Annotated in this window: 22 protein-coding genes; 14 read left to right on the forward strand and 8 right to left on the reverse strand. The window is 64.7% G+C overall.

The features are described 5' to 3' along the window. Positions 1-8: 8 nt before the first annotated feature. The 3 genes from AAC645_RS10810 to eno form a co-directional block, all read right to left on the reverse strand. Complete coding sequence (locus AAC645_RS10810; protein WP_340315917.1) at positions 9-1,673, reverse strand: MFS transporter; 1,665 nt, start codon at positions 1,671-1,673, stop codon at positions 9-11. Between the two features lie 47 nt (positions 1,674-1,720). Next, a complete protein-coding gene (purH, locus tag AAC645_RS10815; protein WP_340315918.1) occupies positions 1,721-3,322 on the reverse strand; it encodes a bifunctional phosphoribosylaminoimidazolecarboxamide formyltransferase/IMP cyclohydrolase in 1,602 nt (533 codons plus the stop codon). Positions 3,323-3,432: 110 nt separating this feature from the next. Then, positions 3,433-4,716: a phosphopyruvate hydratase gene (gene eno, locus AAC645_RS10820; RefSeq protein WP_340315919.1), complete on the reverse strand. Its 1,284-nt coding sequence runs from the start codon at positions 4,714-4,716 to the stop codon at positions 3,433-3,435. Between the two features lie 153 nt (positions 4,717-4,869). Here eno and AAC645_RS10825 point away from each other — a divergent pair, with 153 nt between their 5' ends. The 5 genes from AAC645_RS10825 to AAC645_RS10845 all read left to right on the forward strand — a co-directional run bounded on the left by AAC645_RS10825 (position 4,870) and on the right by AAC645_RS10845 (position 7,695). Next, complete coding sequence (locus AAC645_RS10825) at positions 4,870-5,415, forward strand: hypothetical protein (protein ID WP_340315920.1); 546 nt, start codon at positions 4,870-4,872, stop codon at positions 5,413-5,415. Positions 5,416-5,422: 7 nt separating this feature from the next. Then, positions 5,423-6,151, forward strand: coding sequence for a DUF3618 domain-containing protein (locus AAC645_RS10830; protein WP_340315921.1), 729 nt, complete (start codon positions 5,423-5,425; stop codon positions 6,149-6,151). Next, positions 6,148-6,651, forward strand: coding sequence for a hypothetical protein (locus AAC645_RS10835; protein WP_340315923.1), 504 nt, complete (start codon positions 6,148-6,150; stop codon positions 6,649-6,651). The genes AAC645_RS10830 and AAC645_RS10835 overlap by 4 nt, the downstream gene beginning before the upstream one ends. Before the next feature lie 101 nt (positions 6,652-6,752). Then, on the forward strand, positions 6,753-7,349 hold the full coding sequence (locus AAC645_RS10840) for an MlaC/ttg2D family ABC transporter substrate-binding protein (protein ID WP_340315925.1): 597 nt from the start codon (positions 6,753-6,755) through the stop codon (positions 7,347-7,349). 130 nt (positions 7,350-7,479) lie between these two features. Then, positions 7,480-7,695, forward strand: coding sequence for a DUF4170 domain-containing protein (locus AAC645_RS10845; protein WP_340315927.1), 216 nt, complete (start codon positions 7,480-7,482; stop codon positions 7,693-7,695). Positions 7,696-7,798: 103 nt separating this feature from the next. Here AAC645_RS10845 and AAC645_RS10850 read toward each other — a convergent pair whose 3' ends face one another. From AAC645_RS10850 to carA, 5 genes are all read right to left on the reverse strand, one after another. Further along, a complete protein-coding gene (locus AAC645_RS10850) occupies positions 7,799-8,425 on the reverse strand; it encodes a rhomboid family intramembrane serine protease (protein ID WP_340315929.1) in 627 nt (208 codons plus the stop codon). Positions 8,426-8,442: 17 nt separating this feature from the next. Then, positions 8,443-8,919: a transcription elongation factor GreA gene (greA, locus tag AAC645_RS10855; protein ID WP_340315930.1), complete on the reverse strand. Its 477-nt coding sequence runs from the start codon at positions 8,917-8,919 to the stop codon at positions 8,443-8,445. 83 nt (positions 8,920-9,002) lie between these two features. After that, positions 9,003-12,335 carry a carbamoyl-phosphate synthase large subunit gene (gene carB / locus AAC645_RS10860; protein ID WP_340315932.1) on the reverse strand — a complete coding sequence of 1,111 codons (3,333 nt, stop codon included), beginning with the start codon at positions 12,333-12,335 and terminating at the stop codon, positions 9,003-9,005. Next, positions 12,335-12,622 (reverse strand): hypothetical protein, encoded by a 288-nt coding sequence (locus AAC645_RS10865; RefSeq protein ID WP_340315934.1) that lies wholly within the window; start codon positions 12,620-12,622, stop codon positions 12,335-12,337. The genes carB and AAC645_RS10865 overlap by 1 nt, the downstream gene beginning before the upstream one ends. After that, positions 12,619-13,788 carry a glutamine-hydrolyzing carbamoyl-phosphate synthase small subunit gene (gene carA / locus AAC645_RS10870; protein WP_340315936.1) on the reverse strand — a complete coding sequence of 390 codons (1,170 nt, stop codon included), beginning with the start codon at positions 13,786-13,788 and terminating at the stop codon, positions 12,619-12,621. The genes AAC645_RS10865 and carA overlap by 4 nt, the downstream gene beginning before the upstream one ends. A 140-nt stretch (positions 13,789-13,928) precedes the next feature. Here carA and AAC645_RS10875 point away from each other — a divergent pair, with 140 nt between their 5' ends. The 9 genes from AAC645_RS10875 to purS all read left to right on the forward strand — a co-directional run bounded on the left by AAC645_RS10875 (position 13,929) and on the right by purS (position 22,247). Next, the gene (locus tag AAC645_RS10875; RefSeq protein ID WP_340315937.1) at positions 13,929-14,381 is read left to right on the forward strand and encodes a GatB/YqeY domain-containing protein; all 453 of its coding nucleotides are present in this window, start codon (positions 13,929-13,931) and stop codon (positions 14,379-14,381) included. Between the two features lie 85 nt (positions 14,382-14,466). Continuing rightward, positions 14,467-14,835 carry an endonuclease domain-containing protein gene (locus AAC645_RS10880; RefSeq protein WP_340315939.1) on the forward strand — a complete coding sequence of 123 codons (369 nt, stop codon included), beginning with the start codon at positions 14,467-14,469 and terminating at the stop codon, positions 14,833-14,835. A 6-nt stretch (positions 14,836-14,841) separates the two neighbouring features. Next, entirely contained in the window at positions 14,842-16,716 is a 1,875-nt protein-coding gene (gene dnaG / locus AAC645_RS10885; protein WP_340315940.1) for a DNA primase, read from the forward strand. Between the two features lie 52 nt (positions 16,717-16,768). Continuing rightward, positions 16,769-18,793: an RNA polymerase sigma factor RpoD gene (gene rpoD, locus AAC645_RS10890; RefSeq protein ID WP_340315941.1), complete on the forward strand. Its 2,025-nt coding sequence runs from the start codon at positions 16,769-16,771 to the stop codon at positions 18,791-18,793. Between the two features lie 166 nt (positions 18,794-18,959). After that, positions 18,960-19,628 carry a PepSY-associated TM helix domain-containing protein gene (locus AAC645_RS10895; protein WP_422785822.1) on the forward strand — a complete coding sequence of 223 codons (669 nt, stop codon included), beginning with the start codon at positions 18,960-18,962 and terminating at the stop codon, positions 19,626-19,628. Between the two features lie 10 nt (positions 19,629-19,638). After that, positions 19,639-20,121 (forward strand): DUF2271 domain-containing protein, encoded by a 483-nt coding sequence (locus AAC645_RS10900; protein ID WP_340315943.1) that lies wholly within the window; start codon positions 19,639-19,641, stop codon positions 20,119-20,121. Between the two features lie 11 nt (positions 20,122-20,132). Further along, positions 20,133-20,990 carry a DUF4198 domain-containing protein gene (locus AAC645_RS10905; RefSeq protein WP_340315945.1) on the forward strand — a complete coding sequence of 286 codons (858 nt, stop codon included), beginning with the start codon at positions 20,133-20,135 and terminating at the stop codon, positions 20,988-20,990. Between the two features lie 74 nt (positions 20,991-21,064). After that, the gene (locus tag AAC645_RS10910) at positions 21,065-21,949 is read left to right on the forward strand and encodes an FAD:protein FMN transferase (protein WP_340315947.1); all 885 of its coding nucleotides are present in this window, start codon (positions 21,065-21,067) and stop codon (positions 21,947-21,949) included. Between the two features lie 67 nt (positions 21,950-22,016). Continuing rightward, positions 22,017-22,247, forward strand: coding sequence for a phosphoribosylformylglycinamidine synthase subunit PurS (purS, locus tag AAC645_RS10915; protein ID WP_340315949.1), 231 nt, complete (start codon positions 22,017-22,019; stop codon positions 22,245-22,247). The last annotated feature ends 12 nt before the right edge of the window (positions 22,248-22,259 follow it).

Here is a 22,259-nt window from a genome sequence, read left to right on the forward strand (position 1 = left end):
GGGCGGTGCTAGCTGCCCTGCGGCGGCAGTGGCAGCAATATACCCCGGTCAGGAACATCCTCGCTCCAGCGAACGGAGCCATAAGGCCGCTCGAGCATGCGGCGTATGGTCACCTTCCCACCTTGATGGAAAGCCAAGGCGCGATTCCAGATGGCGACATCCGCGGCGGTAAGGCGGCTGCGCTGGCGCAGATAGTCATGCCAGGTCGGGGTGTGGTAGCGTTCGGTCCACAGTTCGGGGTCGGCGACGTCCCGCGCCAGCGACCATGCATAGCCTCCGGTACGGTACCGGATCGGCTCCACGCTGAGCATCGCCGTGTAAAATGCGCGCGCCTGCTCGGCGAGAACCCGGTATTCGATCGTCAATATGACCGGCCCGCTGCGGCCGCTGACCTCCAACCTTACGTCCGGATCGCTCGGGACGAGGCCTGGATCGCGCTGCTCCTCGATTTCCGGCATCCGCAGGACCAACCCGGCGGCGGCCGAAAGAATCATGGCGCTCCCGGACAAGATCATCGCGATGCCTGTGCCATGACTGGCCGCGACGTGGCCCCAGCCCCAGCTACCGATAGACAAACCGGCGCAGACGGCGGTGGTGAAGGCAGCAAGCGCTCTCGCCGTTACCCAGCGCGGCGACGACACCTGGATACTGATGTTGCTGATCGCCACCAGAATCATCCACCCCGCCCCGGCGCCGAGCAGCAACAGTCCGGTCGCCAGGCGATCACGGCTAAGTCCGACCCCGACCATGCACAGCCCGAGAAGGACCAGGCAGGCGGCCGTCGTCTGCTCCTCGCTCAGGTGAGCCTTGATCCGGGCCATCACCAGCGCACCCAGCACCGCACCTACACCGAAGCAGCCGAGCAATATCCCGTATAGCGATGCGCCACCGCCCAGCAGCTCGCGTGCGACGAGTGGCATCAAGGCAGAGATCGACGCGCCGAGCGTACTGAGCAGCAAGGACCGCAGGAACACCGTCCGGATCGGCGGGGAATGGATTGCGAAACGCACGCCGGAAATGATGGCGCGTCCCAGCGCTTCGGGCGGAAGCCGCGAGGCCTCCGCCGGCCGCCGCCACAGGAACATCACCACGATCATCGGAAGATAAGCAAGGGCGTTGAACACGAAGGCTGCCAGAACCCCCGCGGCCGCGACCAGCAGCCCGCCAATGGCCGGCCCGAAGCTGCGCGCGATATTGTAGCTGATCGAGTTGAGCGTGATCGCCTGGGGAAGCGCCTGAGGCGGCACCTGCTCGCTGACCGACGCCTGCCATGCCGGCGACAGCAGCGCCGTGCCCGTGCCGACCATGAAACAGAACAGCAGCAGAAAGCCCGGCGTGAGCAGTCCCAGGACTGTCACCAGGCTGAGGCCGATCGCGCCGACAAAGGCGATGCCCAGCGCAACCAGCGCGATCTTGCGGCGATCATAGCTGTCGGCGATCGCCCCCGAGGGAAGTGAGATCAACATCAACGGCGCGAAGGTCGCCGACTGCACCAGCGCAACCATGTCCGCCCGGCCCGTCAGCTGTGTCATGGCCCAGGCCGCGCCAACGCTCTGGATCAGCGCGCCAAAGTTGGAAAACAGGCTGGCGGTCCAGATCCGGCGGAAAAGCCGCTCGCGCAAGGGGCCGAAAGTGCCTTGGCGTTGGATCGCTCCGCTATTCTCCTCGGCCATATGCCAACGCTCCCTGCCGCCTCTTAAAGGCAGGCACTTCGCTTTGGTCAATGCCGGAAATGGCGCATGCCCGTGAAGATCATTGCCAGCCCCGCCTCGTCCGCGGCGGCGATCACCTCGGCATCACGGATCGAGCCGCCGGGTTGGATGACGGCCGTGGCGCCTGCTTCCACTGCAGCGAGCAAGCCGTCCGCGAAGGGGAAGAATGCGTCGGAGGCTACCGCGGAGCCGATGGTCCGCGGTTCGCTCCATCCCGCCTTGTCGGCGGCGTCCTTCGCCTTCCAGGCGGCAATGCGGGCAGATTCGAGTCGGTTCATCTGGCCAGCTCCCACGCCGGCGGTCGAGCCGTCCTTTGCGTAGACGATGGCATTGGATTTCACATGCTTGGCGACCGTCCAGGCGAACAGGCAGTCCTTGAGCTCCTGTGCGCTGGGTTCCCGCTTCGTGACGACCTTGAGATCCGCCTCGGCTATCTGACCATTATCGCGCGACTGGAACAACATGCCCCCGGCGATGGTCTTCATCGCGACGCCGGCGCGCGCGGGATCGGGCAGTTCGCCGGTCAGCAGCAATCGAAGATTCTTCTTCTTGGCGAACACCGCCCTCGCGTCCTGATCGGCGTCGGGCGCAGCAACTACCTCGGTGAAGATGCCACTGATCGCTTCAGCGGTCTTGCCATCCAGCGGCCGGTTAACTGCGATGATGCCCCCGAAGGCCGAAACGCTGTCGCAAGCGAGCGCAGCCTCATAAGCCTCGATCAGCGTCTCTCCGGTGGCAACGCCGCACGGGTTGGCGTGCTTGACGATCACCACCGTCGGCGGCCCGTCGCGAAACTCGCTCACCAGCTCCAGCGCAGCGTCGGCATCGTTGTAATTGTTGTAGCTGAGCGCCTTGCCCTGGACCTGGACCGCCTGGGCGACGCCGTGGGCGCCAGGCCCGACCGGTACATAGAGCGCGGCCTGCTGGTGCGGATTCTCGCCGTAACGCAGCTCTTCCGCCTTGCGAATCGGCACCGACAGCGTGTCGGGGAAAAACTGGCCCTGATCCGCATGCGCAAACCAGGCGGAAATCATCGCGTCATAGGTCGCCGTCGCGGCGAAGGCCTTGGCGGCGAAACGCTTGCGCATGTCGAAGCTGACGCTGCCGCCGCTCGCGATGATCTCCGCATAGTCGGCGGGATCGGTGGCGATGGTGACATAGGCGTGGTTCTTGGCCGCCGAGCGCACCATCGACGGCCCGCCTATATCGATATTCTCGATGATCTCGTCGCGCCCGGCGCCCTTGGCCACGGTCTGCGCGAAGGGGTAGAGGTTGACCACCACCAGATCGATCGCGCCGATGCCATGCTCGGCCATCGCCCGCGCGTGCTCGGGATCGTCACGCACGCTGAGCAGCCCGCCATGCACCATCGGATGCAAAGTCTTGACCCTGCCGTCCATCATCTCGGGAAAGCCGGTGATGTCGGACACGTCCTTCACCGCCAGGCCCGCGTCCCGTAGCGCCTTTGCGGTGCCGCCGGTCGAGACGAGCTCGACGCCCCACCCAGCCAGAGCCTGGCCCAGTTCGACGAGCCCGCTCTTGTCGGACACCGACAGCAGCGCGCGCTTCAGGGTGACTGTGTCTGGGGCGGCTGCGGTGGGGGTTTTCATGGGGAAGTCCTGGTCGGAGAGACGGTGGAAAGGTCGGTGCGCTGTGATCGTCACCCCCGGCCCTCGCCTACGTGCGAAGCAGGCGCCGGGCGGGGGTGGTGCGGGAGGAGTTAGCGCAGCGCCTTGATCGCGGCACGCCCCGCATAGGTGGCAACCGTGCCGAGCTCTTCCTCGATGCGGATGAGCTGGTTGTACTTGGCGAGCCGATCGGAACGGGCGAGGCTGCCCGTTTTGATCTGTCCGCAGTTGGTGGCCACGGCGAGGTCGGCGATGGTGGAGTCTTCGGTTTCGCCGGAGCGGTGCGACATGACCGCCGTATAGCCTGCGCGATGGGCCATGTTGACCGCCTCGAGCGTCTCGGTGAGAGTGCCGATCTGGTTGACCTTGACGAGCAGCGAGTTGGCCAGGCCGTCCTTGATCCCCTGCGCGAGCCGCTTCGGATTGGTCACGAACAGATCGTCGCCAACCAACTGGCACTTGTTGCCGATCAGGTCGGTCAGGATCTTCCAGCCCTCGAAATCATCCTCGCCCATGCCGTCCTCGATCGAGAAGATCGGATAGTCGGCGGCGAGCTTGGCGAGATAGGCGGCCATTTCGGCTGGCGAGCGCTTCACGCCCTCGCCGTGGAAATCATAGACGCCGTCCTTGAAGAACTCGGTTGCTGCGCAATCGAGCGCCAGCACGACATCGTCGCCGGGCCGGTAGCCGGCCTTTTCGATCGACTGCATGATGAAGTCGAGCGCATCGGGCGCCGACGCGAGATTGGGGGCAAAGCCGCCCTCGTCGCCGACCGCCGTCGCCAGCCCCTTGTCGTGCAGCGCCTTCTTCAGGGTGTGGAAGATCTCCGAACCGCAGCGAACCGCGTCGAACAGCGTCGGCGCACCGACCGGCATGATCATGAATTCCTGGAAATCGATCGGATTGTCGGCATGCGCGCCGCCATTGATGATGTTCATCATCGGCACCGGCAGCACCGAAGCCGAAACGCCGCCGACATAGCGATAGAGCGGTAACGCGCGCGCTTCGGCCGCCGCGCGAGCGACCGCGAGGCTCGCGCCGAGAATCGCATTTGCACCGAGTCGGCTCTTGTTGGGGGTGCCGTCGAGTTCGATCATGCGCGCGTCGATCTCGCCCTGATCTTCGGCTTCCATGCCGATGATGGCATCGGCGATATCGCCGTTGACGGCATCGACTGCGGTCTCGACGCCCTTGCCCAGCCACTTCTTCTTGTCGCCGTCACGCTTCTCGACCGCCTCATAGGCGCCGGTCGAGGCACCGGACGGCACCGCTGCGCGGCCGAAACTGCCGTCCTCCAGGGTCACGTCGACCTCGACGGTGGGGTTGCCACGGCTATCGATGATCTGACGGGCATGGACGTCGACGATGGCGGTCATGTGCGCGAATACCTTTGCTGGTGGACGGTGAGTTGCGCGCGCTCTATCCGCGCGGCTGAAGATAGGCAAATATGAAGTCGTTTCGGATCTGGAAAAGGAACGCTATCCTCCCCACGTGGTTGATGGACTGACTTCCCAATGGAGACGATCGACATGGCGACCGACAATCTGAACGACGGCACCGGCAACGCTGCCGAAAGCCCGTTCGAAAGCGCCCGGAAGGCGTTCGGCGACACCGCATCGAGCTTCACCGAGCAGGCGGCGTCGCGGGCGCGTGACTATGCCGGCCAGGGCAAGGACCGCGCGGTCGAGGCGCTCGACAATGTCGCGAGCCTCGTCGGCGACGCGGCCAACCAGGTCAGCGGCAAGCTCGGCGGCCAATATGGCGGCTACGTCCAGCAAGCCGCCGATGCGGTCAGCAGCCTCGCCAACACGCTGCGCGACAAGGATGCCGACGAACTGATCGACGATGCCCGCAACGCGGTCCGCAGCTCACCCGCCGTCGCAATCGCCGCGGCGGCGGCGGTCGGTTTCCTGGCGGCCCGCGTGGTGAAATCGGGCTTCACGCCCAAGGCCGGCAAAGCGGCGCCCGAGGAAGAAGCCGCTACACCGGCGCGCAAGGGCGCTCCGGAAACCGTTGACCCGGATAGCCCCATGTCAACGCCAGGCGCGCCGGGCTTCGTACCGCCGATCAGCTGATCCGTTGTTGTCGGGGCGGGAACAGGAACAGGAATCGATCGGCGCGCTGCTTGCGCGGCTGTTCGATGACGCGCGGACAGTCGCCAAGGCCGAGCTCACGGTGTTTCGCACCGATTTCTATCGGCGCATCGGCCGAGCTCGCACGGGGGCGTTGCTGTGCCTGATCGGCGCGATTATGGGCCAGGCGGCGGCCGTGACCTTCCTCGTCACCCTGTCGTTCGTGCTTACCCCCTGGATCGGCCGGCTCGGGGGGGCGGCGGTGTCCGTGGTGCTGGGAGTCGGTCTCGCTGTCATTCTGATCCGCGCGGGCGTCAAGAAGCTGATGCTCGTCGTCGAGGATATCGACGACGACGACAAAGACGACGGCAAGGGGGTGAGCCGGCTCGACGAGCTCTTCAGCCGCATGCGGGAACGCTCGCAGCTGGCGCGCGCCGAATTGGCCGAAACGGTGGGAGAAGCTCAAGCCCGGCTGCACCCACAGGCATTGCTCGCCGATCTCGCCGATGAGGTCGTCGACCGGGCGCAGCTGTTAAGTCACGCTACGCTCGCCGCTGTCCGCCGGCGGCCGGCGCGGGCGACGGCTGCAGCCATTACCATCCTGCTGCTGATGGTTCGCCCGCCCATCTATCGCTTCGTCGTGGGGCTTGGTCGTGCAACCCGGCGAAGCGCGGCGAGTTTGAAACGCCAACAGGCTGCGCGATCGCCCCGATCGCAAGACGAGGAGACGATCTCATGAAGACGCAAGGCAAGGGTGAGCAGGGCAAGACGGGCCGGGGCAAGAACGCCCCCAGCACCGGAAACCCGGACAATCGGGCCGGGCAGGCGGCGAAAGGTGCAGCCGGCATCAAAGCGCGCGCCACCCGCGTTACGGCGGTGGCGGGCGAGAAACTCAAAGGCAGCAGCGCCGCCGCGCGCGCGGCGAGCCGGAAAGCCGCTGAGGGCGTCGACGCCTTTCCGGTGGCGGCACTGGTCGGCGGCGTGGCGCTGGGCGCGGTGATCGGCGCGCTGCTGCCGCGCACGCGCCAGGAAGAGCAGCTGCTCGGATCGATTGGCGGCTCGATCAACGACAAAGCCAAGGGTGCCGCCTCGGCCGCTCGCGAGGCCGGTCAGGCCAAGCTGGACGAGCTCGGCATCAGCAGCAATTCGGCGGGCAAGACGGTCGGCAAGCTGATCGACTCGATCGCGCAGATCGCGGAAACCGCCGGCAGCGCCGCCGTCGAAGCCGTTCGCCACTGATTGTTTCGGAACGGCCACGGTTCAATCAGGGTTCATGGCGCCGCTTCTAAGGCGGTGCCCAATGGCGCGCCTATGGCGAGCCCATGCAGAGAAGGCGAATAATGAAGACCATATTGTATATTGCCGGCGCGGCGCTGATGTCCGCCACCATGATCACCGCCCCGATCGCGCCCGTCGAGGCGGCCGTCGTAGCCAACCAGGACGCCGGCACGTTCGTCTCGTCGCTCGGCACCGAAGCGTTCGCTGTTCTCAAGACCGGGAACAAGGCCGCTGTACGGGCGAAGTTCCGCGATCTTCTGTCACAGCATTTCGCCATCGATGCGATCGGCGAGCGGCTGATCCGTCGCTGGTCCAGCCAGATCACGCCGGCGCAGAAGGCATCGTACAAGCAGGCCATCCCGACCTTCATCATCGGCACCTATTCCGATAATCTGTACGACTATGCGAATGCGTCGATGAAGGTGATCCGCACCGCCCCGGCCGGAAGCGGCTTCAACGTCACGACTCAGGTCCAGAAGCCCGGTGCCCAACCGATCACCGCCGTATGGTCGGTCGCCCAGGTCGGCGGCGCGTTCAAGGTGACGAACCTGACCGTTGCGAACATCAACCTCGCAGTAACGCAGGGGCAGGATTTCGACGCAATTATCCAGCGTAAGGGCATCGATGGCCTCATCGCCATGATGAAGGCGCGCGGCTGATATCTCGCGAGCGACGGCACGCCCGCAGCGTGCCGTCCATTCCTGCACAACGATCTTTCAATCGCAGCCGTTTTTCGACAGGAGGTGGAGCACGGCCTCACCGCCTGCGGGTGATCAACGGAGTATCAGCATGAGCAAGATTCATCTCGTTTTCGGCGGGCGCGTCACGGATCCGCGGGGGCTCGATTTCGAAGACTTGTCCAAGATCGATGTCGTCGGCTTCTTCAAGGACTATAAGAGCGCCGAGAAGGCTTGGCGCGGCGCAGCCCAGCGCACGGTGGACGACGCCGAGATGAAATATGTGGTGGTCCACCTGCACAAACTGCTCGAGCCCGACCTGGCGTAGCTTTGCTTCTCTCGTCGCTCCGGCGGAGCCCGGGAGCCGCGAGCGTTGGGACCAGCTGGTCTCACGAGACGAGGGACATCCGGCCTGCGTCGGGATGACAAAGCTAGATGGCGCGCCGTTCCATCGCCAGCAGCGGCCGGATCAACGCCAGGCCGGCGACAAATCCGCCGACATGCGCGGCAGTCGCGATGGCCATGCCCATAATTCCCAGCGCCATCCCCATGAGGAACTGCACGCCGACCCAGGCCGCTGCCAGCCAGAGGATGTTGACCGCAAGTCCGATCCGCGGATGGGCGGCGAAGCCGCGCGGGCGGCCATAGAGTAGCGCATAGGCGCCGAACACCGCCGAAACAGCACCGCTCGCGCCGATCATCGGCGCCATGTCATAGGGGCCGGCGAGATATTGTGCGCCCGCCGCCGCATAGGCGCCGACTACATACAGGATCGCAAGCCCGAGGGGCCCGATTACCGCCTCCACCATCCGCCCGCAAAAGACGAACATCAGCAGGTTGAAGCCGATATGGAACAGCCCGCCATGCAGCAAGGTGGCTGTCAGCGGGGTGATCCAGATCGGAAGCGCGCCGGGAAGTTCGAAGCCGCTGAGGCGCGCCGGCACGAAGCCGCCGAGCAGATCGGCGCTCTCCGCCCGACCGGACAGCATCAGCAGCACAAAACTCGCCACCGTCACAACGGCGACAACGCTGGTGGCGCGCGCCGGCGGCGATCCCATCGCTGCCGCCACGCGGTTCAGATGAACTCGATCTTCGACACGACGTAGAAGCGGTCGCCCGACGGCACCGTCACCTCTACCTCATCGTCGACGCGCTTGCCGATGAGGGCGCGACCGAGCGGCGAATTATAGGAGATCTTGCCCGACTTGGCGTCTGCTTCGGTCTGGCCGACAATCTGGTAGCGGACCGGCTTGTTGTCGTCGTCGAGCAGGGTGACAGTCGCGCCGAACACGATCTTGTCGCCAGACAGATCGCGCGGATCGATCACCTGGGCGCGGCTCAGCCGATCCTCGATGTCGGCGATCGACGCCTCGATCTGGCCCTGGCGTTCCTTGGCCGCATGATATTCGGCATTTTCCGACAGATCGCCATGCGCGCGAGCTTCCTCGATCGCATCGATGATCGTCGGCCGTTCGGCTTTGAGGCGCGCGAGCTCTTCGGTGAGCATCTTCTGCCCCTCCGCCAGCATCGGCATCTTCTCAACGCTCGCCATCGTCCTCGAACCCCTTCGTCAAAAGCCGCAATCCCCGGCCGGCCCCAGTCGGGCCGCCCGCACCGTCTCCTGCAATGTGGGGATCAGGCGTGCGATGCTGAATAATAGGATTGAAGCGCGCGTACTTCAAGCTTGCGCTCCCTGAGCGCCTCGATCGCCTGTGCCGCAGCGACGCTGGCTGCCGCGGTGGTGAAATAGGGTACCCGCCCATAAAGTGCGGATGTGCGGATCGCCTTGGAATCGAGCAGCGACTGCCAGCCCTCGGTGGTGTTGAAGATCAGATCGACATCGCCATCGACGATCCGATCGACGATGTTGGGCCTGCCCTCCCGCTTCTTCAGGACGGTCTCGACCTCCAGCCCCTGCGCGCGCAGATAGGCCGCGGTGCCGCTTGTGGCGAGGATCGTGAAGTTCATCGCGATCAGCTTCTGAACCGCCGGCAGGATAGGGCTCTTGTCGCTCTCCTTGACCGAGACGAAAGCCGTGCCACCAAGCGGAAGCTTGGTCCCCGCCCCCAGCTGCGCCTTCGCGAAGGCGGTTGCGAAATCGCTGTCGATACCCATCACCTCGCCGGTCGATTTCATCTCCGGGCTGAGGACCGGATCGACGCCGGGGAAACGCGCAAACGGGAACACCGCTTCCTTCACCGCGATATGCGCGACATCGAGGTCGATCTTCGGCAGGTCCTTCAGCTTCTCGCCAGCCATAACCCGCGCCGCGAATTTGGCGATCGGCTGACCGATGGCCTTGGCGACGAACGGTACCGTGCGGCTCGCCCGCGGATTGACCTCGATCAGGTACACCGCGCCGTCCTTGACTGCGAACTGCACGTTCATCAGCCCGCGCACCGACAGCGCCCGCGCCAGCGCGTCGGTCTGCTTTTCGATTTCGTCGATGATGTCGCGCGACAGGCTGTAGGGCGGCAGCGAGCAGGCGCTGTCACCAGAATGCACGCCCGCCTCCTCGATATGCTGGAGCACGCCGGCGACCACCACATCGTCGCCGTCGCAGATCGCATCGACATCGACTTCGATCGCATCGCGCAAATATTGATCGATGAGAACTGGTGAATCACCAGATACTTGTACAGCAGTGTTGATATATTGGTCGAGCTGTGCGGGGTCCTCGACGATCTCCATGGCGCGGCCACCCAGCACATAGGAGGGACGCATCAGTACCGGATAACCGACCCGCTCGGCGACAGCGAGCGCCTCCTCGCGGCTGCGGGCAAGGCCGTTGCGCGGCTGCTTGAGGCCGAGCCTGCCGACCAGATCGGCGAAGCGCTCGCGGTCCTCGGCAAGATCGATGGCGTCGGGCGAGGTGCCGAGGATCGGAATGCCGGCGTCCTCGAGTTCCTGTGCAAGCTTGAGCGGGGTTTGCCCGCCAAACTGGACGATCACCCCCTTGAGCGTCCCGTTGGACTGCTCGACGTGGAGGATCTCCAGCACGTCCTCCGCCGTCAGCGGCTCGAAATAGAGCCGGTCCGACGTGTCGTAATCGGTCGAGACCGTCTCGGGATTGCAGTTGACCATGATCGTCTCATAGCCCGCGTCGGCGAGCGCAAAGCAGGCATGGCAGCAGCAATAATCGAACTCGATCCCCTGCCCGATCCGGTTCGGACCGCCGCCAAGAATGACGATCTTCTCACGGTCTGTGGGCATGCTCTCGCACTCGGGCGTGCCGAAGCTCGGCGCCTCATAGGTCGAGTACATGTACGGCGTCTTCGCCTCGAACTCAGCCGCGCAGGTGTCGATCCGCTTGAACACCGGGCGTACGCCGAGCCGGTGGCGCAGCGCGCGCACCTCCTTCTCGGTGATGCCGCCGGTCATCGCTTTCGCCGCGTCGTGGACTATGCCCGATCCTCGCGCCTGCTCGTGTGACATGCCCGCAAGGTTGGCCGATTGCAGCGCCAGCCAAGCGAGCCGCTTGTCCGAAAAGCCCATCGCCTTGAGGCGCCGCATACCAGCGGCGTCCCGCGGCAGGCCATCACGGCAGATCTGCTCCTCGGCTGTGACGATCTCTGCGAGGCGCTCTAGGAACCAGGGATCGAACTTCGAGATACGGTGGATCTCTTCCACCGTCATCCCTTCGCGCAGGGCCTGGGCAGCGACGAGGAAGCGGTCGGGAGTCGGCCGGGCAAGCTCCTCCTCGATCACCGACTTGGACGCACCGCGGAGGCTTTCGATAATGTTGAAGCCGGCAAGGCCGGTCTCCAGGCCGCGCAGCGCCTTCTGCATCGACTCGTGGATGTTGCGGCCGATCGCCATCGTCTCGCCGACCGATTTCATTGCGGTCGACAGCAGCGGCTCGGCGCCCTTGAACTTCTCGAAGGCGAATCGTGGGATCTTGGTGACGACATAGTCGATCGTCGGTTCGAACGAGGCGGGGGTCGCGCCGGTGATGTCGTTCATGATCTCGTCGAGCGTATAGCCGACGGCCAGCTTGGCGGCGACCTTGGCGATCGGGAAGCCGGTCGCCTTCGACGCCAGCGCCGAGGAGCGCGACACGCGCGGGTTCATCTCGATCACGACCAGGCGGCCATCGACCGGATTGACCGCGAACTGCACGTTCGATCCGCCGGTCTCGACCCCAATCTCGCGCAGCACCGCGATCGAGGCGTTGCGCATGATCTGATATTCCTTGTCGGTCAGCGTCAGCGCCGGCGCGACGGTGATCGAGTCACCTGTATGGACACCCATCGGATCGATATTCTCGATCGAACAGATGATGATGCAGTTATCGTTGCGATCCCGCACCACCTCCATCTCATATTCCTTCCACCCGAGCACCGACTCCTCGATCAGCACTTCGGTGGTCGGGGAGGCATCGAGCCCGCCGGTCACGATCTTGAGAAACTCGTCCTTGTTATAGGCGATGCCGCCGCCGGTGCCGCCCATGGTGAAGCTCGGCCGGATGATCGCCGGCAGCCCAACGAAATCGAGCGCGCGCAACGCCTCGTCGACGCTGTGCGCGACGTCGGAGCGCGGGCTTTCGAGGCCGATCTTGTCCATTGCCCGCCGGAACTTCATCCGATCCTCGGCCTTGTCGATAGCCTCGGCATCGGCGCCGATCATCTGGCAGCCATATTTTTCCAACGTACCGTCGTTGAACAGAGCGAGCGCAGTGTTGAGCGCGGTCTGCCCGCCCATCGTCGGCAGCACGGCGTCCGGCCGCTCCTTCTCGATGATCTTGGCCACTATTTCCGGCGTGATCGGTTCCACATAGGTGGCGTCGGCCATGTCCGGATCGGTCATGATCGTCGCAGGATTCGAGTTGACGAGGATGATGCGATAGCCCTCCTCGCGCAGCGCCTTGCACGCCTGCGTGCCCGAATAATCGAACTCGCAGGCCTGCCCTATCACGATGGGCCCCGCGCCGATGATCAGGATGGAGGAGATGTCGGTGCGTTTGGGCATTATCGGGCTTTCGAACGAGGCGCTTTGTCAGGGAAGATGATGCGCGTTTCGGGATAGTCCCGCATGACCTTGTTCAGCAGGCAGCCGAAGGTCTTGTGCCGCGCCATCTTCCGGGACTTGAACTTTATATTACCTGATTTCAACAACTTGAAAGACGATCTTTCCACCGAACAGAGATCGGCCATAGTGTCGAGCTCTCCTTCCGTGATGCGGTTCGCAGATCGCTCGGCCGCGTTGATGGGCACGGCGAGACAGGCCAGAGCCGCCGCTGCGAGCCATGCCTTCACTTGAGCTGGCTCACGAACTGCTCGAACAGATAATGGCTGTCCTGCGGCCCGGGGCTGGCCTCGGGGTGGTACTGCACGCTGAACGCCGGCTTGTCGGTCAGCCGAAGCCCCGCCAGCGAACCATCGAACAGCGACACATGGGTGGCCTCGGCATTGGCCGGCAGCGTCTCCGCGTCGACCGCGAAGCCGTGGTTCATCGATGTAATCTCGACCTTGCCGTCATCGGCGCGCTTGACCGGATGGTTCGCGCCGCGGTGCCCCTGGTGCATCTTGAAGGTCTTCGCGCCCACAGCGAGCCCGAGTATCTGGTGGCCCAGGCAGATGCCGAAGAGCGGCTTGCCGATCTCGAGCAGTTGGTGGATCACCGGCACGGCATATTCGCCGGTGGCGGCCGGATCGCCCGGCCCGTTGGACAAAAACACGCCATCCGGCTCGTGCGCCATCACCTCCTCGAAGGTGGCGGTGGCGGGGACCACCGTGACGCGGGCGCCCGCCGCGACGAGATTGCGCAGGATGTTGCGCTTCAGGCCGAAATCGATCGCGACGACATGCGGAGCGTCGGACTGCGCGGCATCGACGTCATAGCCCTCGCCCAGGGACCACAGACCGTCGGACCATTTGTAGCTCTGGGTGCATGAGACCTGTTTCGCGAGGTCCATGCCCTCGAGGCCTGGCCAGGCGCGCGCCTTCTGCTCCAGGGCAGCAATGTCGAACCTGCCGTCCGGGCTGTGCGCGATAACGCCGTTCGGCGCGCCGCCGATCCGGATCGCGCGGGTCAGCGCCCGGGTGTCGACGCCGGACAGGCCGATCCGGCCATTGGCCTTCAACCAGGCATCGAGATGCTGGGTCGAGCGGAAATTGGCCGGGTTGGTGACATCCTCCCGCACGACCATGCCGAGCGCGTGCGGGTTGATCCCCTCGACATCCTCGATGTTGGTGCCGACATTGCCGATATGAGGGAAGGTGAAGGTGATGATCTGCCCGGCATAGGAGGGATCAGTCATCACCTCCTGATAGCCGGTCATCGCCGTATTGAAGCAGACTTCGCCGACCGCATCGCCGGTCGCGCCGAATCCCCTCCCCCAGATTAAAGTGCCGTCACCCAACACCAAAACGCCCGTTGCGCCCTCGGGGGGTGTCAGACGCGCGTGATCGGTTTCGGCCACGATCGGGCTCTCCTCTTGGCAACAGGGTGCGGGGCAAACGGCGGCGTAACTAGGCACCGGTCCCGGCAGGGTCAATTCTATTAAAATAAGAATCTCTGTGCTAGCATTCGCCTTTCCGATCCAGCTGCGACAGGCCCCCCATGATTCGAGACGATATCAAGACGGCGCTCGTCGTCGCTATGAAGGCGCGCGACACCACCACGACCGCGGCGATCCGCCTGATTCAGTCATCGATCAAGAATCGGGACATCGAGCTGCGCACCGCATCCAGCCAGCCTGAAGACGATCTGCTGATCACCGAGGTGCTCCAGAAGATGATCAAGCAGCGCCGCGAGTCGATCGACATGTACGAGAAGGGCAACCGCCCCGAACTCGCGGCAGCCGAAGCCGCCGAGGTCGCGGTAATCGAACGCTTCCTGCCGCAGCAGATGAGCGAGGAGGAAGCGAAAGCAGCCATCGACACAATCGCCACCGAGCTGGGCGCGGCGTCGGTCAAGGATATGGGCCGGGTGATGGCGGCGCTGAAGGATCGCCACGCCGGCCAGATGGACATGGCGAAGGCCAGCGGCCTGGTGAAGGCGCGGCTGGCTTAAAAGCTCCCCTCCCTGCCAAGGGAGGGGTAGGGGGTGGGTTACGCCGCGCAGAATCAATCCAAGGCTAGCGGGCTTTGCCCGAAAGATGCGAGCGGAGCCGACCCCGCTGGAGGAGAAGCTCTGGCAGGCTCTTCGGGCATCGCAACTCAACAATCTGAAATTCTCTCGTCAGATCGTGCTTCAGGGCTTCATCTGTGACTTCGTCTGCCGCAATCTGCGTCTCGTGATCGAAATTGACGGCGATACCCATGAGCGTGCGAGGGATGCGGAGCGAGACTTCGCGCTTGGGCGGGCGGGATATCATGTACTGAGATTCATGAACTCGGATATTGGGAACAATCTGGATGGCGTTCTGGCTGCTATCCGCGAGGCAGCGGCCGGTCGCCCTTCCAAGCTCGACCTGTTGGACGGCCTGACCCACCCCCAACCCCTCCCTTGGCAGGGAGGGGAGTAAGCAGCGATGTCCCTCTCCCCGCAATTCCTCGACGAGCTGCGCACGCGCACCACGCTCTCGACGCTGATCGGCCGATCGGTGAAGCTCGTGAAAGCCGGCCGCGAGTTCAAGGCCTGCTGTCCGTTCCATAACGAGAAGTCGCCCAGCTTCTATGTCAACGACGACAAGGGCTTCTACCACTGCTTCGGCTGCAGCGCGCATGGCGACGCGATCCGCTTCCTGACGGAGGCCAAGGGCCTGCCGTTCATGGATGCTGTCAAGGAACTGGCCCAGGCGGCCGGGTTAGATGTCCCTGCCCCCGATCCCCGCGCCGCCGAGCGCAACGACCATCATGCCGGGCTGCATGAGGTGATGGCCGGTGCTGCCATGTGGTTCGAGGAGCAGCTTGCCGGCATGGAGGGGGCGGAGGCGCGCGCCTATCTCAAGCGGCGCGGCATCGACGACCGGCTCGCGGCGGCCTTCCATATAGGCTTCGCACCCGATTCGCGCGGCAAGCTAAAGAACGCGCTCAAAGCGTTTGGCGAGAGCAAGCTGATCGAAACCGGTCTGCTGATCCTGGTCGAGGAAAAGGAGCCTTACGACCGGTTCCGCGGCCGGTTGATGATCCCGATTCGCGACCAGCGCGCGCGGGTGATCGCGTTCGGCGGCCGCATCCTTGACAGCGGCGAGCCCAAATATCTGAACTCCCCCGAAACGCCGCTGTTCGACAAGGGCCGCACCTTGTTCAACATCGATCGCGCGGGGCCCGCCTCACGCAAGGCGGGACGGATCGTTGCGGTCGAGGGCTATATGGACGTCATCGCGCTGGCGAAGGCCGGCATCGACGAGGCTGTCGCCCCGCTCGGTACGGCGCTGACCGAGATGCAGCTCGAACGGCTGTGGCGGATGGCGGAAGTGCCTATCCTGTGCTTCGATGGCGACAAGGCCGGGCAGAAGGCCGCGATCCGCGCCGCCCAGCGCGCCTTGCCGATGATCGCGCCTGGCCGCACGCTGCGATTCGCTCTGCTGCCCGGCGGACAGGATCCCGACGATCTGGTAAGGGCAGGTGGCGCTTCCGCCGTCGAGGCGGTGTTCGGCCAGGCGATCAGCCTCGACGAGCTGCTCTGGCGCAGCGAATATGAGGCGCAGCCGCTCGGCACGCCGGAGGCGCGAGCGGGCCTGCGCAAAAGGCTCGGCGAGCTGGCCGGCACGATCCAGGACCGAGATGTCCGCGAGCAGTATCAGGGCGAGTTCCGCCGCCGCTTCGACGAACTGTTCGCCGCCGCGCCGCGCCGCCCGTTCGAGCGATCGTTCCCGGCCAGCGGCGGCAACGGCGGCGGCCGTCGTCCTGGCAAGCCCTGGAAGCCGGAACCCCTGCCGCCATCGCGGGCCGCCCATGCCGTCAACCTGTCTGGCATCGACCGGATGCTGGTCCGCGCAATCCTGTCCGGCCTGTTGCGCTATCCCGCGCTGTTCGCCACCGACATCGAGGCCATCGCCCGGCTCCAGCTGGGCGATGAACGGCTGGAGCGCCTCCGCTCGGCCGCTTTCGAGGCCAGCCTCGGCGGAACCCCGCTTGAAAAGGACAGCCTTGAAACCATATTGCGTGAGGCAGGGTTCGGGGTCCTGGTCGAGGAGCTCAAGGCAACGAACGCTCTTGCCTTTTCCTTCTTGCGCGGCAATGCCGATCCTGACCGTGCTGTGCGCGATCTTTCGGCGGCAATCGAGGCCCTGGCGGCGCGTCCCATGCTGGATGCGGCGCTGCGGGAGGCCACTGAGAGGCTGGGTATGGCAACCGACGATGCGGGGCTGGACGAGCAGCGCAGACTGCTTATGGCCCGCGACGCGGCGGATCGCGCGCTCACCGATCTCGCCCAGGGCGGGGACGGCGAGGGCGCTTAAACTTGTTTGGGCCGGGTTCGGCCCAGCTTATTCGAATTGAGGGCTGGTCTTAATGGCGAAGACGAACGGGAGCGATGGTGGCGATCGGACTGATGGCGATGCCCCGCTCATCGATCTCAACGAAGGGTCGCTGAAGAAGCTGATCGCCCGCGCCAAGCGCAAGGGCTACATCACCTATGAGCAGCTCAACGAAGCGCTGCCGCAGGACCAGATGACCTCCGATCAGCTCGAGGACGTGATGTCCGCGCTCAACGAAATGGGCGTGAACATCGTCGAGAACGAGGAAGGCGGCGAGGACGAGCAGCCCGAGGACGACAGCGCCGACGAGGCCGCCGCGTCCGAGGAGGCAGATACCGGCCCTGCCCTCACCACCACCGTCAAGAAGGAAACCGTCGATCGCACCGACGATCCGGTGCGGATGTATCTGCGCGAGATGGGTGCCGTCGAACTGCTCAGCCGCGAGGGCGAGATCGCCATCGCCAAGCGGATCGAGGCCGGTCGCGATACGATGATCCTGGGGCTGTGCGAGAGCCCGATCACCTTCAATGCGATCATCGACTGGTCCAACGCGCTCAACGAAGGCACGATGCAGCTGCGCGAGATCCTCGATCTCGACGCCATGCTGTCGAAGGGTCCGACCGCCGAGCAGGTCGAGAATGAGGACGAAGGCGGCGAAATCTCCGCCGAGACCGCCGGGCCGACCTTCAAGGAGGAGGAAGAGCCCGAGGAGGAGCCCGCCGCCGACGAAGACGAGGAATCGATGACCGAACGGCGCACACCGCGCCCGCAGGAAGACGATGATGAGGACAACACCCTCAGCCTTGCCCAGATGGAAGAGCAGCTCAAGCCGCTGGCGCTGGAGCGGTTCGCGACGATCACCGACCTCTACAAGTCGTTCTCCGCCGTTCAGGCGTCGCGTGTCGCCGCGCTCAGCGTCGGCGACGACTTTCCGTCGTCCGAAGAGGACCGCTATCAGGAGCTGCGCGAACAGCTGACCGCCGAGGTCGAGAGCGTCCAGTTCCATGGCGCCAAGATCGAATATCTCGTCGACCAGCTCTACTCGTTCAACCGCCGGCTGACCACGCTGGGCGGCCAGATGCTGCGCCTGGCGGAGCGCCACAAGGTGCCGCGCAAGGACTTCCTCGACGCCTATATCAACCACGAGATGGAAGAAGGCTGGCTGGAGCGAGTCGCCAAGATCGACAAGAAGTGGGCGAATTTCGCGGCCACTGAGGTCGATGCCGTCGAACGGATTCGCAATGAGATCAACGAGATTGCTCAAGCAACCGGCATGGCACTCAGCGAGTTCCGCCGCATCGTCAACATGGTCCAGAAGGGCGAGCGCGAAGCGCGAATCGCCAAGAAGGAAATGGTCGAGGCGAATCTGCGGCTCGTGATCTCGATCGCGAAGAAATATACCAACCGTGGATTGCAGTTCCTGGATCTGATCCAGGAGGGCAATATTGGGCTGATGAAGGCCGTCGATAAGTTCGAATATCGGCGCGGCTACAAGTTCAGCACCTATGCGACCTGGTGGATCCGGCAGGCGATCACCCGCTCGATCGCCGATCAGGCGCGGACCATCCGCATTCCGGTTCACATGATCGAGACGATCAACAAGCTCGTCCGTACGAGCCGCCAGATCCTCCACGAGATCGGCCGCGAGCCGACGCCGGAAGAATTGGCCGAGCGTCTGTCGATGCCGCTCGAGAAGGTCCGCAAGGTGATGAAGATCGCCAAGGAGCCGATCAGCCTTGAGACGCCGATCGGCGACGAGGAGGATTCTCATCTCGGCGACTTCATCGAGGACAAGAACGCGATCATCCCCGTCGATGCCGCGATCCAGGCCAACCTCAAGGAGACGGTCACCCGCGTCCTGGCGAGCCTCACTCCGCGCGAGGAACGCGTGCTGCGGATGCGTTTCGGCATCGGCATGAACACCGATCACACGCTCGAGGAGGTCGGCCAGCAATTCTCGGTGACACGCGAGCGGATCCGCCAGATCGAGGCGAAGGCGCTGCGCAAGCTCAAGCACCCGAGCCGCAGCCGCAAGATGCGCAGCTTCCTGGATCAATAGCCAACCAGTTGGACGATCGATCCGCTCATCCGGAGTAAGGCCCGAGCTTCGGCAGGCTTGGCCGGGTGAGCGGACGGAACAGCATGCGCTTCAACCGCCCACGCTGTATTGCGAATTATTCGCATTAGCTATTGCGGCATGACAGCCTTCGCGTTACTCGGCGCTGGTGAACCGGTCGCCTGATCCCGCCACTTTCGTCGAGAGGCGCAAGCCAGTATCGAGGCCCTGGTATCGGTCGCGGGGCTGGTGGCTCAAGCAGCTACATAAGTGGCATTGGATGAGTGCGGCGGTGTCGATGATCGGCATGCTGCTCTTCGCCACGACCGGCATCACGCTCAATCACGCGGCGACGATAAACGCCGCCCCCCATACGCGCGAGCTCAAGGCCCAGCTTGCCGCCCCGTTGCTGTCCGAACTTGCGAAACCCGCCTCGGACGTGGCCAGCCTCCCTGCTTCGGTAGCCGACGACCTCCGCAACAGCATCGGACTGGATCCCGGCGGAAAGGCCGGCGAATGGTCCGACGGCGAAGTCTATGTCGCCCTGCCCCGCCCCGGCGGAGACGCATGGATCAGCATCGATCGCCGCAGCGGTGCGGTGACGGCCGAAGTCACCGACCGCGGATGGATCAGCTGGGCCAACGATCTCCACAAGGGACGCAATACCGGCGGCGCGTGGAGCTGGTTCATCGATATTTTCGCGGGTGCCTGCATCCTCTTCACGCTCACAGGGCTGTTCCTGCTCTACATGCACTCGAAGCCACGCCCGCTGACCTGGCCGCTGATCGGCCTTGGCCTGGTCGCTCCGCTGCTGCTCATCCTCATCTTCGTCCATTGAGAGTATATCGATGCGTTATTCGTCCTTCCTGACCTTGAGCGGCATGGTCGCGGCGCCTGCCATGGCAGCAGGCACGGTCAACGTCACCATTCCCCGCCTGAACGTCGCCGAATATCACAAACCCTATATGGCGGTATGGATCGAGCCAGCCGGCGGCGGCGCGGCGCGCACTGTGGCGGTCTGGTATGATCTGAAAAAGGGCGGCAACGAGCCGGGCACCAAATGGCTGTCCGAGCTGCGTGCGTGGTGGCGCAAGGGCGGCAAGAACGTGAGCATGCCCGCCGACGGCATCAGCGGCGCGACCCGCGCACCCGGCAGCTATGTGATCCCCCTGCCCGCCGATCTCAAGCCCGGCGCCTATGTCCTCAATGTCGAGGCCGCGCGCGAGACTGGGGGCCGCGAGGTCGTCTCGATGCCGATCAGCGTGCCCGCCAAGGCCGCCAAGGCCGGTGGCAAGACCGAACTCGGCACCATCACCCTCTCCGCTCGCTGAAAGGAACGGCCATGAAGCGCGTCGCCGCCTGTCTTGTCGCAGCCGCCCTGCTAGCGCTGCCGGTCGCAGCCTCGGCGCATCGCCAGTGGCTGCTCCCCAGCGCCACGATCTTCTCCGGGACCGACAGCTGGGTCACCGTCGATGCGGCCGCCTCGAACGACCTGTTCTTCGCCGATCATCAACCGATGCGGCTGGACGGGCTCAAGGCGTGGGCTCCCGATGGCAGCGAGGCCAGGATCGAGAACGCCTCCACCGGTCGCTATCGCTCGACATTCGACGTCAAGCTGGACAAGTCGGGCACTTGGAAGATCGGCACCCAGAGCACGAACGTGACGGGCAGCTTCAAGCTCAACGGCGAGGAGCGCCGCGTCGGCGGACGGCCGACCATGACGCCGCCAGCGGGCGCGCCCGGGAGCCCGCCCCGTCCGGCGGCGGTGTCGGTCGCGGACATCCCGCCAGAGGCTGCTGACGTCAAGCTGACCGAAGTATCGAGCCGCAACGAAATCTTCGTGACCGCCGACGCGCCGAGCACAACCGTGTTCAAGCCGACTGGCAAGGGCCTCGAGCTCGAACCGATCACCCATCCCGACGAACTGGTCACGGGCGAACCGGCAAGCTTCCGCTTCCTCGTGGACGGCAAGCCCGCCGCCGGCCTGAAAGTCACGGTGGTTCCGGGCGGCAAGCGCTATCGCAACGACGATGGTGCGCGCGAACTGACTACAGGTGCCGACGGCCTGGTCCGGATCGATTGGCCCGCACCAGGGATGTACTGGATCAACGCCACAACGACGGATGAGAAGGCGTCCGAGCCTCGGGCCGCTCAGCGCCGGCTCAACTACATGACCACGGTCGAGGTGCTGCTCCCCTGAGCGAACCGCGCATCGCTCTGCCCCGCGAGATCGCGATCGCCGCCTTTGCCGATCGCGATCCGTCGCGACCTGTGATGACATTGGCGGGCGAGACGATGGGCACGAGCTGGTCCGTCCGCTTCGCGGCACCTTCCGGCTGCGATGCGTCTGCCGTCGAGGCGGCGATCGTGGCGCGGCTCGAGGGGATAAACGCGCAGATGAGCCATTGGCGCGAGGACTCGGTGATCTCCCGCTATAACCGAGCGGCTCCGGGAACATGGATCGAGCTCCCCACGGACTTCGCTGTGGTCATTGATGCCGCTTTGGACATTGCCCGGCGTAGCCAAGGCGCCTTCGATCCCGCCATCGGTCGGATCGTCGATCTTCGCGGCTTTGGTCCCGATCCGGCTGGCCGATCGGAGGATGTGCGCGAGATCGAGGTAGCCCGGGCGGGGGGCGGGCGGCGGCGGCTGTGCTGGGATCGCCCGCGCCTGCTGCAGCCCGGCGGACTGGCAATCGATCTGTCGGGTATCGCGAAAGGCTATGCGGTCGACGCGATCGCAGATCATCTCGGCGGGCATGGCATCGACCACGCTCTGGTCGAGATCGGCGGCGAACTCGTCGGGCGGGGCGTGCGTCCAGACGGCGATCCCTGGTGGGTCGACCTCGAAGATCCGCCCGGCATCGCTCTGCCCCGCTTGCGGATCGCACTACATGGCTTGGCGGTCGCGACCTCGGGCGATTACCGACGCGGTGCGCATAGCATCGATCCGGCCTCGGGCCGCTCGATAGACAACGGCATCCGATCGGTCAGTGTCATTCACAAAAGCGCGATGCTGGCCGATGCCTGGGCAACCGCGCTTACGGTGCTAGGCATCGAACGGGGCATGGCGCTAGCGACGCAGGAGGCGCTCGCAGCCCGCTTCGTGAGCGGGGTCGAGCTTCTCAGCCCCGCACTGACGGCGATGCTCGATTATTAGCCTTCGCCCCTTGCCCGCCGCTCCCTTCGTCGCCATAGGGGCGGCACATTCCAATGATGAGGCCGCGATGAAAACCCGCGTCTATGTGACCCTGAAGGGCGGCGTGCTCGATCCGCAGGGCAAGGCGATCCACCACGCGCTGGGCTCGCTCGGCTTCTCCGGCGTGAACGATGTCCGTGCCGGCAAGCTGATCGAACTCGACCATGACGATGGCGTCAGCGACACCGATATCGAGGCGATGTGCAAGAAGCTGCTTGCCAACACCGTCATCGAGAATTTCCGGATCGAACGCAGCTAAAGCGGAGACCAG

Source organism: Rhizorhabdus argentea (assembly GCF_037861105.1).
Taxonomy (GTDB): Bacteria; Pseudomonadota; Alphaproteobacteria; order Sphingomonadales; family Sphingomonadaceae; genus Rhizorhabdus; species Rhizorhabdus argentea.

Excerpts from the sequence above, each read along its gene's own strand:
- AAC645_RS10880 (WP_340315939.1), top strand. The coding sequence starts at position 14,467 with ATGCGAGCGGAGCCGACCCCGCTGGAGGAGAAGCTCTGGCAGGCTCTT.
- AAC645_RS10875 (WP_340315937.1), top strand. The coding sequence starts at position 13,929 with ATGATTCGAGACGATATCAAGACGGCGCTCGTCGTCGCTATGAAGGCG.
- purH (WP_340315918.1), bottom strand. The coding sequence starts at position 3,322 with ATGAAAACCCCCACCGCAGCCGCCCCAGACACAGTCACCCTGAAGCGC.
- AAC645_RS10900 (WP_340315943.1), top strand. The coding sequence starts at position 19,639 with ATGCGTTATTCGTCCTTCCTGACCTTGAGCGGCATGGTCGCGGCGCCT.
- dnaG (WP_340315940.1), top strand. The coding sequence starts at position 14,842 with ATGTCCCTCTCCCCGCAATTCCTCGACGAGCTGCGCACGCGCACCACG.
- AAC645_RS10845 (WP_340315927.1), top strand. The coding sequence starts at position 7,480 with ATGAGCAAGATTCATCTCGTTTTCGGCGGGCGCGTCACGGATCCGCGG.
- AAC645_RS10850 (WP_340315929.1), bottom strand. The coding sequence starts at position 8,425 with ATGGGATCGCCGCCGGCGCGCGCCACCAGCGTTGTCGCCGTTGTGACG.
- AAC645_RS10910 (WP_340315947.1), top strand. The coding sequence starts at position 21,065 with ATGACATTGGCGGGCGAGACGATGGGCACGAGCTGGTCCGTCCGCTTC.
- AAC645_RS10840 (WP_340315925.1), top strand. The coding sequence starts at position 6,753 with ATGAAGACCATATTGTATATTGCCGGCGCGGCGCTGATGTCCGCCACC.
- AAC645_RS10905 (WP_340315945.1), top strand. The coding sequence starts at position 20,133 with ATGAAGCGCGTCGCCGCCTGTCTTGTCGCAGCCGCCCTGCTAGCGCTG.
- eno (WP_340315919.1), bottom strand. The coding sequence starts at position 4,716 with ATGACCGCCATCGTCGACGTCCATGCCCGTCAGATCATCGATAGCCGT.
- AAC645_RS10835 (WP_340315923.1), top strand. The coding sequence starts at position 6,148 with ATGAAGACGCAAGGCAAGGGTGAGCAGGGCAAGACGGGCCGGGGCAAG.
- purS (WP_340315949.1), top strand. The coding sequence starts at position 22,017 with ATGAAAACCCGCGTCTATGTGACCCTGAAGGGCGGCGTGCTCGATCCG.
- rpoD (WP_340315941.1), top strand. The coding sequence starts at position 16,769 with ATGGCGAAGACGAACGGGAGCGATGGTGGCGATCGGACTGATGGCGAT.
- AAC645_RS10810 (WP_340315917.1), bottom strand. The coding sequence starts at position 1,673 with ATGGCCGAGGAGAATAGCGGAGCGATCCAACGCCAAGGCACTTTCGGC.
- AAC645_RS10825 (WP_340315920.1), top strand. The coding sequence starts at position 4,870 with ATGGCGACCGACAATCTGAACGACGGCACCGGCAACGCTGCCGAAAGC.
- carB (WP_340315932.1), bottom strand. The coding sequence starts at position 12,335 with ATGCCCAAACGCACCGACATCTCCTCCATCCTGATCATCGGCGCGGGG.
- greA (WP_340315930.1), bottom strand. The coding sequence starts at position 8,919 with ATGGCGAGCGTTGAGAAGATGCCGATGCTGGCGGAGGGGCAGAAGATG.